Here is a 12,732-nt window from a genome sequence, read left to right as displayed (position 1 = left end):
TCGCGATCGAAGCGCTCGACGCGATGCGCCTCGCGCACCCGCGGCAGCAGCCGCTCCTGGCAATAGGCGCGCGCGGCTTCGACGATCTGGCGCTCCTCGCCGTCGAGCTGCGCGTCGAGCAGCAGCGGGTCTGCCCACTGGAAACCGGTGTTGCGGATGTTGGCCATTGAAAATCTCCTCCCCTTCTTATTAGGCGTGCGTGATCAGACGCGTTCGATGACGACGGCGAGCCCCTGGCCGACGCCGATGCACAGGCTGAGCACCGCGTAGCGTCCGCCGCGGCGGGCCAGCTCCCGGCTGGCGGTCAGCGCCAGCCGCGCGCCGGAGGCGCCGAGCGGATGGCCGAGCGCGATCGCGCCACCGTTAGGATTGACCCGCGGATCGTCCTCGTCGATGCCGAGCAGCTGCAGGCAGCCGAGTACCTGGCTGGCGAAAGCCTCGTTGATTTCGATCAGATCCATGTCGGCGAGCGTCAGCCCGGCGCGCGCCAGCGCCTTGGGAATCGCGTAGGCCGGGCCGATGCCCATGATCCGCGGCGGCACGCCGGCGACCGCACCGGCGACGATGCGCGCCAGCGGCCGGGCACCGGCACGCTCACCGATCGCGCGGCTGCCGATCAGCAGCGCCGCCGCGCCGTCATTGATGCCGGAGGCATTGCCGGCGGTGACGATGCCATCACGAAACAGCGGCTTGAGCCGTGCCAGCGATTCGGCGCTGGCATCGGCGCGCGGGTGCTCGTCGAGCACGACCTGCAGCGCCTCGCGCCTGCCCGGCACCTGCACCGGCAGGATCTCGCCGTCATAGAAGCCGGCAGCCTGCGCCTGCGCGTAGCGCTGCTGCGAGCGCAGCGCCCAGGCGTCGGCACGGGCACGGGAGATGCCGTATTCGTGGGCGACGTTGTCGCCGGTCTGCGGCATCGAGTCATCGCCGTACTGCGCGCTGACGCGCGGATTGGGAAAGCGCGCGCCGATCGTCGAGTCGAACAGCTGCAGGTCGCGGCCGAAGGCGCTCCCCGCCTTCGACAGCACGTAGGGCGCGCGGCTCATGCTCTCGACGCCGCCGGCGATGAACAGCTCGCCTTCACCGCAGCTGACTGCGCGGGCGGCATCGAGTACCGCCGCCAGGCCGCTGGCGCACAGCCGGTTGACGGTCTGGCCGCCGATCGTCACCGGCAGGCCGGCGGCGAGCAGCGCATTGCGGGCGACGTTGCGGCTGTCCTCGCCGGCCTGGCAGGTGCAGCCGAGGATGACATCCTCGATCTGCTCGGGGCTGAACGGCGAGCGCTCGACCAGCGCCGTCATCAGCTGGGCAACCATGTCGTCGGGGCGCAGGGCCGCCAGCGCACCGGCGTGGCGGCCGAACGGCGTGCGCACGCCGTCATAGAGATAGGCATCGAGCATCGGGAACATCCTCGGTCAGGCGGGAACGGTGAGCAGGGAGACGCCGAGGCCGGCGCGGCGCAGCAGCCACGGGCTCGGCCGGTAGCGCGGATCGCCGTAGAAGGCGTGCATGCGCTGCAGGATGGTCAGTACGCGCGCCGCACCGAGCGCATCGCCCCAGGCCAGCGGCCCCTGCGGATAACCGAGGCCGAGGCGGATGGCGCGGTCGATGTCGGTCGGGCTGGCGATGCCCTGCTGCGCCATGTCGCAGGCGATATTGACGATCAGCGCCACCACGCGCTGGGCGACGCCGCCGGCGCTGTCGGCGACGACGCTGACCGCCACGCCGTCGGCGGCGAACAGCCCGTGCGCCGCCTCGCGCCAGTGCGCCGTGGTCAGCGGCGTGGTCAGCAGCACGCGCCGGCGCTGCAGCGGGAACAGCGCATCGAGGCCGACGCAGCGCGTCGGGTCGAGCCCGCGCGCCAGCGCGCTGCCGGTGACGTCATCGCCGAGCGGCAGCAGTACGCACAGCGCATCGGCCTGCGGCTGCTCGCCGTCATCGATCGGCGTGCCGAGGCTGGCGAGCAGCGCGGCGACCGGCGCCCGCAGCCCGGCATCGGCCATCGGGTCGAGCCAGACGCGCGGCGGCCGTGCCTGCGGTGGCGCGGCTTCCGCCGGCACCTGCTGCTCGCCGTCGACGTAGCGGTAGAAGCCGCGCCCGCTCTTGCGGCCGAACAGCCCGGCCTCGTACAGCTGGCGGGTGATCGGCGACGGCCGGTAGCGCGGCTCCTGGTAGTACTGCATGTAGATCGACTCGATCACCGGGTGCGAAACGTCCAGCCCGGTCAGGTCGAGCAGCTCGCACGGCCCCATGCGAAAGCCGGCGCAGTCGCGCAGGATGCGGTCGAGGCTGACCACGTCGGTGATCGACTCGCCGAGGATGCGCATCGCCTCGGTGCCGTAGCCGCGACCGCCGTGATTGACGATGAAGCCCGGCGTGTCCTTGGCGCGCACCGCGACGTGGCCCATGCGCTCGCCGAGGCCGAGCAGCGCATCGGCGAAACCGGGCGCGGTGAGCAGGCCGTCGATGACCTCGACGATCTTCATCAGCGGCACCGGGTTGAAGAAGTGCATGCCGGCGATGCGCTCGGGGTGTTGCGCGCGGGCGGCGATCGCCGTCACCGACAGCGATGAGGTGTTGCTGGCAATCAGCGCCTGCGGCGCCAGCACTGCCTCCAGCTCAGCGATCAGCGCGCGCTTGGCATCGAGGTTTTCGACGATGGCCTCGATGACGATGTCGCAGTCGGCCAGCGCGGCCAGGCTCGGCGCCGCTTCGATCCGCGCCAGCGCTGCCGCGCTGGCGCCGGCTGCCAGTTTGCCTTTGGCTTCGAGGCGTTCGAGCTGGCTGCCGACGGCGCTGCGGGCTTCTGCGGCGGCCTGCGGCCGGGCGTCGTAGAGCTGGGTGCGGATGCCGGCCTGCGCGGCGATCTGGGCGATGCCGCGGCCCATGACGCCGGCGCCGACGATACCGAGGCGCAGGCCCGGGGCCTGGATGTCGAGCGTGAAGGTCGTCATCGCTCAGCACCCCTGATAGTGCGGTGCGCGCTTGTCGAGGAAGGCCCGCATGCCCTCCTTCTGGTCGCGCGAATCGAACAGCAGCTGGAACGCCTTGCGCTCCAGCAGCAGCGCGGTGTCGAGCGAGGCGTCCTGCCCGGCGAGCACCACTTCCTTGATCTGCTGCACCGCCAGCGGCGGCATCGCCGCGATGTTGCTGGCCAGTTCCAGCGCGCGCGGCAGCACCTCGGCATCGGCGACGACTTCGCTCGCCAGGCCCATCGCCAGCGCCTCGCGCGCCGCCACCGGCGCGCCGGTCAGCAGCATGCGCAGCGCCTGGAACTTGCCGACGGCGCGGGTCAGGCGCTGGGTGCCGCCGGCGCCCGGCATGATGCCGACGCGGATTTCCGGCTGCGCGAAGCTCGCCCCCTCGCCGGCGATGATCAGATCGGCATGCATCGCCAGCTCGCAGCCGCCGCCCCAGGCAAAACCGTTGACCGCGGCGATCACCGGCTTCGGACAGGCGGCGATCACCCCCCACAGGCGGTGATTGCTGCGCAGATACATCTCCACCGCACCGCGCTCGGCCATGTCACGAATGTCGGCGCCGGCGGCGAAAGCCCGCTCGTCCCCGGTGATGACGATGCAGCGCACGGCCGGGTCGGTGGCGAGTGCGGCGAAATGCTCCGCCAGCTGTTCGCGCACCGTTTGGTTGAGCGCGTTGCGCACTTGCGGGCGATTCAGACGGATCAGGGCGACACCGTCGCCGGGCGCTTCGAGCAGTGTTTCCGACATCGTGCATCCTCGGTGATTGAGTTCCGCTTAGCGGAACAGTGTTTTGCTATGCAGTCCAGACTAGAGGAGCCGATGAAGTTCTGTAAACACATTGCCTATGTGTGATCGCTTAAGTTTTAAGTTATTTATTTGTTTATAAACGGAATAATTTTTTGATCAGCACTGCATTGCACGAGACGAGACAAGCTGGCTGGTACGTTGAGTTCTGCTGTGCGAAACTAAGTTTCGAAAATTGTTGACGCCCCGAAAAACCGTGTGCCAGCATCCGGGCCGCGGTCGGGGATTCGGCCCACACCGATGCCACGCCGCAGAAAGGGGAACCACGATGAGCCGCGACGACTTGCCCGCAGCACAACCGGAAACCGACGAGGAGCTGGAGAAAGACCGCCAGTTCGTCACCGCACTCGCCCGCGGCCTGGAGGTGCTGCGCTGCTTTCGCCCGGGTGAGCGCCTGCTCGGCAATCAGGATCTGGTGGCCCGTACCGGCCTGCCGAAAGCGACGGTGTCGCGCCTGAGCTACACGCTGACCAAGCTCGGCTACCTCAGCTACTCGGAAAGCCTCGGCAAATACGCGCTCGGCACCGGCGTGCTGTCGCTCGGTTATGCGCTGCTCAGCAATCTCGACATCCGTCAGGCGGCGCGGCCGCTGATGCAGGAGCTGGCCGAGCACTCGCAGGCTTCGGTGTCGATCGGCGCGCGCGATCGCCTGGAGATGGTCTACGTCGAGAACTGCCGCTCCAGCGCCACGGTGACGCTGCGCCTGGACGTCGGTTCACGGCTGCCGATCGCTACCACGGCGATGGGCCGGGCGTTTCTCGCCGCCCTGCCCGAGCGCGAGCGCGAATACCTGCTCGACCACATCCGCGCCCGCAACCCGCAGGACTGGCCGCGCATCCGCCAGGGCGTCGACCACGCCCTCATCGAATACCAGGAACGCGGCTACTGCCTGTCGCTCGGCGACTGGCAGAAGGACGTGCACGCCGTCGGTGTTCCCCTCATCCAGCCGGACGGCTCGGGCATCTACGCCTTCAACTGCGGCGGCCCGGCCTTCCAGATCCGCCGCCACATGCTCGAAGACGACCTCGGCCCGCGCCTAGTGAACCTGGTGCGCAACGTCGAGGCCGCCACCGGCCGCCACTTGACCTGAAAGCAAACCCCCGGAGAGGCCCTCATGATCCACGATCAGGACACGATGAACCTGCTGCTCGACAGCATCGCCCGCTTCGTCCGCGAGCGACTGGTGCCGAACGAGGCGCTGGTGGCGGAAACCGACGCCATCCCCGCTGACCTGGTCGCGGAAATGAAGGACCTCGGCCTGTTCGGGCTGTCGCTGCCGCAGCAGTACGGCGGCCTCGGCCTGAGCATGGAAGAAGAAGTGCTGGTCGCCTTCGAGCTCGGCCAGACCTCGCCGGCGTTCCGCTCGCTGTTCGGCACCAACAACGGCATCGGCGGCCAGGGCATCGTCATCGACGGCACGCCGGAGCAGAAGGCGTACTACCTGCCCAAGCTGGCCGCCGGTGAAATCGTCGGTTCCTTCGCACTGACCGAACCGGGCTCCGGCTCCGACGCCGCCTCGCTGCGCACCAGCGCCGTGCGCGACGGCGATCACTACGTGCTCAACGGCACCAAGCGCTTCATCACCAACGCGCCGGAAGCCGGCATCTTCACGGTGATGGCGCGCACCAACCCGGCCGACAAGAGTGCCGCCGGCATCTCGGCGTTCATCGTCGAGGCCGGCACGCCGGGGCTGTCGCTCGGCAAGATCGACAAGAAGATGGGGCAGAAAGGCGCACACACCTGCGACGTCATCTTCGAGGACTGCCGCGTGCCGGCGGCGAACCTGATCGGCGGCCGCGAGGGCGTCGGTTTCAAGACGGCGATGAAGGTGCTCGACAAGGGCCGCCTGCACATCGCCGCGGTCTGCGTCGGCGCGGCGACGCGCATGCTCGACGATGCGCTGCGCTACGCGCTGGAGCGGCAGCAGTTCGGCAAGCCGATCGCCGAATTCCAGTTGATCCAGGCGATGCTCGCCGACAGCAAGGCCGAGCTCTACGCCGCGCGCTGCATGGTGCTCGACGCCGCCCGCCGCCGCGACGCGGGTGCCGACGTCGGCACCGAGGCCGCCTGCTGCAAGATGTATGCATCGGAAATGTGCGGCCGCGTCGCCGACCGCGCGGTGCAGATCCACGGCGGCGCCGGTTACATCAGCGAATACGGCATCGAGCGCTTCTTCCGCGATGTGCGCCTGTTCCGCATCTATGAAGGCACCACGCAGATCCAGCAGCTGGTCATCGCCCGCAACATGATCCGCGCCGCGGTGGCCTGAGATGCCGGTGCCTACCGCGATCCTCGAAGCACTGCCGGCGCGGCTGCATGAAATTCCGCGCCGCCAGCTTGCCAGCCGCCCCGAAGCGCCGGCGCTGATCGAAAACGGCGTGGTGTGGAGCTACGCCGAGCTGGTCGCCGCCGCCGCCGAGGCCCGCGACTGGCTGCGCAGCGTCGGCGTGCGCGGCGGCGACCGGGTGATGCTGGTCGGCGAGAACTGCCGCGCGCTGGTGGCGATGATCTTCGCGCTCAGCGAACTCGACGCCTGGGCGGTGATCGTCAACGCCCGCCTGTCGCCGCGCGAGATCGAGACCATCCGCAGCCACTGTGCGGCGCGCCGCGTCGTCTACTTCAGTGCCGCCTCGACCGAGGCCGCCCTGCACGCCCAGCACGTCGGCGCCGAGCCACTCAGCGTCGGCCGCCTCGGCGAGCTGGCGCTCGGTGAACTCGATCTCACCTGCCTGCCCGAGCCGGTGCAGGCCGACAGCGCCCGCCAGGTCGCGGCGCTGATCTACACCTCGGGCACTACCGGCAGCCCGAAGGGCGTGATGCTGTCGCATCGCAATCTGCTGTTCATCGCCCGCAGCTCCAGCGGCCTGCGCCGGCTGAGGCCGGACGACCAGGTGTTCGGCGTGCTGCCGATCTCGCATGTCTACGGGCTGAGTTCGGTGTGCCTCGGCACGCTTTACGCCGGCGCCTGCCTGCAGCTGCACGCGCGGTTCTCCGCCACCGAAACGCTGCGCGCGCTGGCCGAGGACGGCATCAGCGTGATGCAGGGCGTGCCGGCGATGTACACGCGGCTGCTCGAAGTCTGCGGCGAAGCGCCCCGGCACACGCTGCGCTTCATCTACGCCGGCGGCTCACCGCTCGATCCGGCGCTGAAGCAGGCGGTCGAGGCGCGCTTCGGTCTGCCGCTGCACAACGGCTACGGCATGACCGAGAGCTCGCCGACCATCAGCCAGACGCGCATGGACGCACCGCGCACCGATGTCAGCGTCGGTCCGGCGATCCCCGGCATCGAAGTGGCGATCACCGACGACGAGGGCCGGCCGCTGGCCGACGGCGAGGTCGGCGAGCTGCGCGTGCGCGGGCCGAACGTGATGCTCGGCTATTACCGCAACGCCGAGCTGAGCGCACAGACCGTCGATGCCGCGGGCTGGCTGCGCACCGGCGACCTCGCCCGCCGCGAGGCCGACGGCGCGCTGTTCATCGTCGGCCGCAGCAAGGAGCTGATCATCCGCTCGGGCTTCAACGTCTACCCGGTCGAGGTCGAGAGCGTGCTCAACGCCCATCCGGCGGTGGTGCATTCGGCAGTGGTCGGCCGGGCCGTGGCCGGCAACGAGGAAGTCGTCGCCTTCGTCGAACTGCGCGACCCGACGCAGGCCAGCGCCGAGGACCTGCTGGCCTATCTCGCCGAGCGGCTGTCGCCGTACAAGCGCCCGAGCGAGCTGGTGATCCTGCCGGCGCTGCCGGCGGCGGCCACCGGCAAGATCCTGAAAAGCCAGCTTCGACAACTCGCGCAGGAAGGCGCCATTGCCGGCCAGTGAGGGCCACCGCAACCCCATGGCACCGCCAGAGTGCCCGCTTCCACCGAGGAGAATTCACCCATGCATTCGACTGCATCGCACCCGCGCGCTACCCGGCTGCGCACGCTCGCCCTCGCCGTCGCTCTGGCGCTCGGCAGCTTCGCCGCCCAGGCCGAGGAGTTCGTCGTCGGCAGCCAGATTCCGCTGACCGGTTCGCTGGCGCGGGTCGGCAACGGCATGCTCGAAGGCATCAAGGTCGCCGTCGAGGTGTTCAACGCCCGCAACACCGGCAACACCATCCGCCTGGAGGTCATCGATGATGAATCGGTGCCGGCCAAGGCGGTCGCCGCGGTCGAAAAGCTCGCCGCCGACAAGGTCGTCGCGCTGAGCGGCGGCTATGGCTCGAACCTGATCGGCCCGGCCTCCGAGGCCGCCGAAAAAGCCGGGCTGACCTACGTCACCTCCGGCGGCGTCAGCGACGAGCTCACCCGCCGCGGGCTCAAGCACTTCTTCCGCATCAACAACAACGCCGGTTATGCCAAGGCGATGGCCGGACTGTTCGAGGAGATGAAGCTCAGCAGCGTCGCCATCGTCTACTCGACCAAGGACGCCACCGAAGGGCTGGCCAAAGCGGTCGCCGCGGACCTCGAAGCGCACGGCATCAAGGTGACGCTGCACGCCTTCGACCCGGCGATCACCGACTTCAAGCCGATCATCAACAAGGTGCGCCTGCAGGATCGCGCCGAAGGCATCGCCATGGTCGGTTACGAGAACGATTACGTCGGCATCCTGCGCGCGGCCAAGGTGCTCAAGCCGTCCAGCGTCAAGGCGGTGGTCGGTGTCTGGTCGCTGGCGACGGCGCAGATGGCGCAGGAATTCCCCGAGCTGATGCCACAGGTCTACGGCACGGCGATGCTGCCCTTCCCGGTCGAATTCAAGAGCGAGGCCGGCCGCCAGTTCGCCACGGCTTACGAGCGGCTGTATCACAAGGAGCCGGACTACCTCGGCCAGTTCGGCTACGTGCAGTCGATGCTGCTGTTCGAGGCGATCGACCGCGCGGCGAAGAACGGCACGCTGGCCAAAGGCGGCCTGTCCGAGGAGCTGCGCCGCACCGACGCCGAGACGATCATCGGCCAGGTGACCTTCGACGCCAACGGCGACAACCCGCACTTCTCGCATCGCATGGGCCAGCACCAGAACGGCAAGGTCGCACTGGTGTGGCCGGATGCCGAGGCCACTGCGCCGAAGCAGTTCCCCGGCGTGCCCTGGTAAGGCGCTGCCCCGCGCGCGGGAGCCTTGCTCCCGCTCTGCCCGTCGCCCCCTGACCGCCGGAGCTGAACCGATGACTGAACTGATCCTGCAATCCCTGTATTCGGGCCTGCTGGTCGGCGGAGCCTACGCGCTGATCGCGCTCGGGCTCGCGCTGGTCTTCGGCACGATGAAGATCATCAACCTTGCCCACGGCGAGCTGGTGCTGCTCGCCGCCTACGTCGCCTATACCGCCGAGAGCCAATTCGGCCTCAATCCGCTGGCCTCGATCCCGTTCGCGCTGGTGATCGTCTGCGCCAGCGCCGTGCTGGTCTACCTGCTGGTCAGCCGCATCCGCGTCAACCGCGAGCTGAACTCGCTGATCCTGACCTTCGGCCTCGGCATCATCCTCACCAATGCCGTGCTGATCGTCTGGTCGGCCAACATCCGCTCGACCAGCTCGGCCTGGCTGCAGGACGCGGTGGTGCTCGGCCCGCTGTTCAGCATGCGCAGCGAGGTGGTGTTCTTCGTGCTCAGCCTGGCGCTCGCCGGCGGCCTGTGGTGGTGGCTGTCGCGCAGCTGGTACGGCCGCGCGGTGCGCGCGGTGTCGTCGAACCGCGATGCCGCCAAGCTGATGGGCATCGACCCGGTGCGCACCGAGCTGGTGTCCTTCGTCGTCGCCGGCGTGCTGGCGAGCGTGGCCGGCGTCGCCATCTATTCGAGCAGCGTGATCCAGCCGGCGCTCGGCCACGCGCTGACCATCAAGGCTTTCATCATCACCGTGCTCGCCGGCATCGGCTCGATGCCCGGCGTGCTGCTCGGCGCCGTGCTGCTCGGCGTCACCGAATCACTGACGGTCACCCTCGCCAGCTCCGCCCTGCAGGAGCTGGCCGGCATGGTGCTGTTCCTGCTCGTGTTGTTCGTCATGCCCAACGGCCTGTTCGGCGGGGCCAGGAGACGCGGATGAAACCGATCGCCCCTGTCGCCGTGCTGGCGGCTGCTTATCTACTGGTGCCGCTGCTGCTCGGCGGTAATGCCTACCTGATGACCCTGCTGGTCTCGGCGCTGATCATTGCCGGCATCGCGCTGGCCTGGGCGCTGCTCGGCAATCTCGGTGGCATGGTCAGTTTCGGCCATGCCGCGTTCTTCGGTGTCGGCGCCTACACCTCGGCGCTGCTGAGCATGCAGGCCGGGCTGCCGGTGCTGCTGGCGATTCCGCTCGGCGGCCTCGGCGCGGCGCTGGCCGCGGTGGCGGTGCTGCCGGCGCTGCGCCTGAGCGGGCCGTACTTCGCGCTGGCGATCCTCGCCTACGCCCACATCTTCCGCATCCTTGCCACCGAGCTGAAAAGCCTGACCGGCGGCTCGGCCGGCATCCTCGGCATTCCCGGCCTGCCGACGCTCGGCGGGCTGGAGCTCGGCAGCCGCAACGGCCAGTACCTGCTGGTGCTGACGGTGGTGCTGGCCTTCATCGCCCTCTACCGGGCGATCTGGCGCAGCGACTACGGTCTGGCACTGCGGGCGATGCACGACAGCGAGGACGCCACCCGCGTGGTCGGCGTCAACAGCACGCTGCTGAAGGCGGCGATGCTGTTCGTCTCGGCGTTCATGACCGGCACCATCGGCGCGCTGAACGCGCACGTCATCAACTTCCTCGATCCCGACTACGCCTTCAGCGGCGCCTGGACCATCGTGCCGATCGCCGCGGCGATCTTCGGCGGCTACCGCACGCTCGGCGGGCCGCTGCTCGGCGCCATCGCCGTCTACCTGCTCGACCAGCTGCTGTTCAAGGCGCTGTTTCCCTCGGGGCACCAGATCATCCTCGGCGTGCTGCTCGGCGCGATGATCCTGCTGAGCCCGAACGGCCTGCTGCCGTGGATCAGCCGCCGCCTGCAGCGCCGGCCGGCGACGGAGGTGCGTCATGCTGCAGCTTGACAACATCGCCGTGCGCTTCGGCGGCCTCAACGTGCTCACCGACGTCAACTTCGCGATGGAAACCGGCGAAGTGGTCGGCCTGGTCGGCCCCAACGGCGCCGGCAAGACCACGCTGTTCAACGTCATCTCCGGGCTGGTGCGTCCGGTCAGCGGCCGCGTGGTGTTCGACGGCCGCGACATGCTGCGCGCGCCGCTCTACCAGCGCGCCCGCGCCGGGCTCGGCCGCACCTTCCAGATCCCGCAGCCGATGCACGAGCTGACGGTGCGCGAGAACCTGCGGGTGGCGCAGCGCTTCGGCCGCGGCCGTGTCGACGAGGCGCGTATCGACGAGATCCTCGACTTCCTCAAGCTGCGGCCGAAGGCGCAGGCCGACGCCGCCAGCGGCCTGGCGCTGTCGGAGCTCAAGGCGCTGGAGGTCGGCAAGGCGCTGGCCACCGAGCCCAAACTGCTGCTGCTCGATGAGGTGCTGGCCGGGCTGGAAACCCACGGCAAGCGGCTGTTCATGCAGACGCTGTTGGCGCTGCGCGAGCGCTTCGGCATCGGCATCCTCATCATCGAGCACGACATCGAGACCATCTCCAACCTCTGCCAGCGGGTGTGCGTGCTCGACTTCGGCAAGGTGATCGCCGACGGCACGCCGCAGGCGGTGTTCGAAGACCCGCAGGTGATCAAGAGCTACACCGGAGGCGCCGCCCATGCTTGAAGTCAACCGCGTGCGCGCCGGCTACGGCGCCATCAACGTGCTCTGGGATCTGTCGCTGACGATCCGCGAGGGCGAGGTCACGGCGATCATCGGTCCCAACGGCGCCGGCAAGACCACGCTGCTGCGCGCGATCATGGGCCTGATCCCGCTCAGCCAGGGTGACATCGCGCTGCACGGCGACTCGCTGGCCGGGCGCCAGACCTGGTCGATCGCCCGCCACGGCATCTCGCTGATCCCGGAGGGGCGGCTGGTGTTCCGCGACATGACGGTCGAGGACAACCTGACGATGGGCGCCTTCCCCAACAGCCGCCGCGCCGGCGTCGCCCACAATCTGGCGCGCGTCTACGAGCTGTTCCCGCGGCTCGCCGAGCGCCGCCGCCAGCTCGCCGGCGCGCTCTCCGGCGGTGAGGCGCAGATGGTGGCGATCGGCCGCGGACTGATGGCCGAACCGAGCGTGCTGCTGGTCGACGAGCCCTCGCTCGGCCTGGCGCCGGTGATGGTGCAGGAGATCTTCGGCATCCTCGAACGGCTCAAGGCCGAGGGCCGCACCATTGTGCTGGTCGAGCAGAACACGCATCTGGCGCTCAGCCTCGCCGATCACGTGCACCTGATGCAGGCCGGGCGCCTGCTGCTGTCGGAGCCGGCGCCGCGCGTCGATCTGCAGCGGCTGCATGATCTCTACTTCGCGCGGTGATGCCGATGAACCAGCCGGAAAAACTGTTGCCGGACAGCGGCTTTCGCCAGCTGCTCGGCTTTGAACTGACGCAGTGGTCGGCGGATCAGGCCGTCGTCGAGCTCGACATCGGCCCGCAGCACCTCAACCTCGCCGGCGTGCTGCACGGCGGCGTGCTCACCGCGCTGATCGACGTCGCCTGCGGCTTTGCCGGCTGCTGGAGCGCCGATCCGCAGCGCCCGCGCCGCTGCGTCACGCTGTCGCTGACCACGAGCTTCACCGCTCAGGCCAGCGGCGGGCGCATCCGTGCCGTCGGCCGCAAGCGCGCCGGCGGCCGGCGCATCTTCGCTGCCAGCTGCGAGGTGTTCGACGCCGGCGGCCAGCTGCTCGCCTTCGGCGAGGGCACGCTGCGCTATCGCAGCGGCAGCGAGGAAGCCGCGGGGCCGGGCGCCGGCGCCGCACTCAATGATTCAGCTCGTTCCGATGGAGGCAGTGCATGAGTATGAAAGTCCTGGTCGCCGTAAAGCGGGTGGTGGATTACAACGTCAAGGTGCGGGCGAAGGCCGACGGCACGGACGTGGACATCGCCAACGCGAA

The 12,732-nt window shown here is 69.2% G+C and carries 12 protein-coding genes and 1 pseudogene; 10 read left to right on the top strand and 3 right to left on the bottom strand.

Annotation, left to right across the window (positions count from 1 at the left end; genetic code table 11):
• Positions 1 to 203: 203 nt before the first annotated feature.
• Genes C7443_RS19575 through C7443_RS19565 form a run of 3 tightly spaced genes read right to left on the bottom strand, consistent with a single transcriptional unit; the run spans position 204 to position 3,728 of the window.
• On the bottom strand, positions 204 to 1,400 hold the full coding sequence (locus tag C7443_RS19575; protein ID WP_110020704.1) for a 3-oxoadipyl-CoA thiolase: 1,197 nt from the start codon (positions 1,398 to 1,400) through the stop codon (positions 204 to 206).
• A 15-nt stretch (positions 1,401 to 1,415) separates the two neighbouring features.
• Positions 1,416 to 2,954, bottom strand: coding sequence for a 3-hydroxyacyl-CoA dehydrogenase (locus C7443_RS19570; RefSeq protein WP_110020702.1), 1,539 nt, complete (start codon positions 2,952 to 2,954; stop codon positions 1,416 to 1,418).
• Positions 2,955 to 2,957: 3 nt separating this feature from the next.
• Positions 2,958 to 3,728: an enoyl-CoA hydratase gene (locus C7443_RS19565; protein WP_110020701.1), complete on the bottom strand. Its 771-nt coding sequence runs from the start codon at positions 3,726 to 3,728 to the stop codon at positions 2,958 to 2,960.
• A 325-nt stretch (positions 3,729 to 4,053) separates the two neighbouring features.
• Here C7443_RS19565 and C7443_RS19560 point away from each other — a divergent pair, with 325 nt between their 5' ends.
• The 10 genes and pseudogenes from C7443_RS19560 to C7443_RS20495 all read left to right on the top strand — a co-directional run.
• Positions 4,054 to 4,875: an IclR family transcriptional regulator gene (locus C7443_RS19560; RefSeq protein ID WP_110020699.1), complete on the top strand. Its 822-nt coding sequence runs from the start codon at positions 4,054 to 4,056 to the stop codon at positions 4,873 to 4,875.
• 24 nt (positions 4,876 to 4,899) lie between these two features.
• Complete coding sequence (locus tag C7443_RS19555; RefSeq protein ID WP_110020697.1) at positions 4,900 to 6,054, top strand: acyl-CoA dehydrogenase family protein; 1,155 nt, start codon at positions 4,900 to 4,902, stop codon at positions 6,052 to 6,054.
• Position 6,055: 1 nt separating this feature from the next.
• Positions 6,056 to 7,600: a class I adenylate-forming enzyme family protein gene (locus tag C7443_RS19550; protein ID WP_110020695.1), complete on the top strand. Its 1,545-nt coding sequence runs from the start codon at positions 6,056 to 6,058 to the stop codon at positions 7,598 to 7,600.
• A 60-nt stretch (positions 7,601 to 7,660) separates the two neighbouring features.
• Positions 7,661 to 8,851, top strand: a complete 1,191-nt coding sequence (locus tag C7443_RS19545; protein WP_110020694.1) for an ABC transporter substrate-binding protein — start codon at positions 7,661 to 7,663, stop codon at positions 8,849 to 8,851.
• 70 nt (positions 8,852 to 8,921) lie between these two features.
• Positions 8,922 to 9,794, top strand: coding sequence for a branched-chain amino acid ABC transporter permease (locus C7443_RS19540; protein ID WP_110020692.1), 873 nt, complete (start codon positions 8,922 to 8,924; stop codon positions 9,792 to 9,794).
• Positions 9,791 to 10,759, top strand: a complete 969-nt coding sequence (locus tag C7443_RS19535; protein WP_110020690.1) for a branched-chain amino acid ABC transporter permease — start codon at positions 9,791 to 9,793, stop codon at positions 10,757 to 10,759. The genes C7443_RS19540 and C7443_RS19535 overlap by 4 nt, the downstream gene beginning before the upstream one ends.
• On the top strand, positions 10,746 to 11,462 hold the full coding sequence (locus tag C7443_RS19530; RefSeq protein ID WP_110020688.1) for an ABC transporter ATP-binding protein: 717 nt from the start codon (positions 10,746 to 10,748) through the stop codon (positions 11,460 to 11,462). The genes C7443_RS19535 and C7443_RS19530 overlap by 14 nt, the downstream gene beginning before the upstream one ends.
• Positions 11,455 to 12,156, top strand: a complete 702-nt coding sequence (locus C7443_RS19525; RefSeq protein ID WP_110020686.1) for an ABC transporter ATP-binding protein — start codon at positions 11,455 to 11,457, stop codon at positions 12,154 to 12,156. The genes C7443_RS19530 and C7443_RS19525 overlap by 8 nt, the downstream gene beginning before the upstream one ends.
• Before the next feature lie 5 nt (positions 12,157 to 12,161).
• Positions 12,162 to 12,635, top strand: a complete 474-nt coding sequence (locus tag C7443_RS19520; RefSeq protein WP_110020706.1) for a PaaI family thioesterase — start codon at positions 12,162 to 12,164, stop codon at positions 12,633 to 12,635.
• Positions 12,636 to 12,637: 2 nt separating this feature from the next.
• Positions 12,638 to 12,732 (top strand): annotated as a pseudogene (locus tag C7443_RS20495) (electron transfer flavoprotein subunit beta/FixA family protein); the annotation flags it as partial.

The organism is Plasticicumulans acidivorans (genome assembly GCF_003182095.1).
In the GTDB taxonomy this organism is placed as follows: Bacteria; Pseudomonadota; Gammaproteobacteria; order Competibacterales; family Competibacteraceae; genus Plasticicumulans; species Plasticicumulans acidivorans.
This window is presented reverse-complemented; position numbering and strand designations above follow the sequence as displayed.

What these genes read in the sequence shown, in the direction of transcription:
- C7443_RS19575 (WP_110020704.1), bottom strand. Translation starts at nt 1,400, where the DNA reads ATGCTCGATGCCTATCTCTATGACGGCGTGCGCACGCCGTTCGGCCGC.
- C7443_RS19570 (WP_110020702.1), bottom strand. Translation starts at nt 2,954, where the DNA reads ATGACGACCTTCACGCTCGACATCCAGGCCCCGGGCCTGCGCCTCGGT.
- C7443_RS19565 (WP_110020701.1), bottom strand. Translation starts at nt 3,728, where the DNA reads ATGTCGGAAACACTGCTCGAAGCGCCCGGCGACGGTGTCGCCCTGATC.
- C7443_RS19560 (WP_110020699.1), top strand. Translation starts at nt 4,054, where the DNA reads ATGAGCCGCGACGACTTGCCCGCAGCACAACCGGAAACCGACGAGGAG.
- C7443_RS19555 (WP_110020697.1), top strand. Translation starts at nt 4,900, where the DNA reads ATGATCCACGATCAGGACACGATGAACCTGCTGCTCGACAGCATCGCC.
- C7443_RS19550 (WP_110020695.1), top strand. Translation starts at nt 6,056, where the DNA reads ATGCCGGTGCCTACCGCGATCCTCGAAGCACTGCCGGCGCGGCTGCAT.
- C7443_RS19545 (WP_110020694.1), top strand. Translation starts at nt 7,661, where the DNA reads ATGCATTCGACTGCATCGCACCCGCGCGCTACCCGGCTGCGCACGCTC.
- C7443_RS19540 (WP_110020692.1), top strand. Translation starts at nt 8,922, where the DNA reads ATGACTGAACTGATCCTGCAATCCCTGTATTCGGGCCTGCTGGTCGGC.
- C7443_RS19535 (WP_110020690.1), top strand. Translation starts at nt 9,791, where the DNA reads ATGAAACCGATCGCCCCTGTCGCCGTGCTGGCGGCTGCTTATCTACTG.
- C7443_RS19530 (WP_110020688.1), top strand. Translation starts at nt 10,746, where the DNA reads ATGCTGCAGCTTGACAACATCGCCGTGCGCTTCGGCGGCCTCAACGTG.
- C7443_RS19525 (WP_110020686.1), top strand. Translation starts at nt 11,455, where the DNA reads ATGCTTGAAGTCAACCGCGTGCGCGCCGGCTACGGCGCCATCAACGTG.
- C7443_RS19520 (WP_110020706.1), top strand. Translation starts at nt 12,162, where the DNA reads ATGAACCAGCCGGAAAAACTGTTGCCGGACAGCGGCTTTCGCCAGCTG.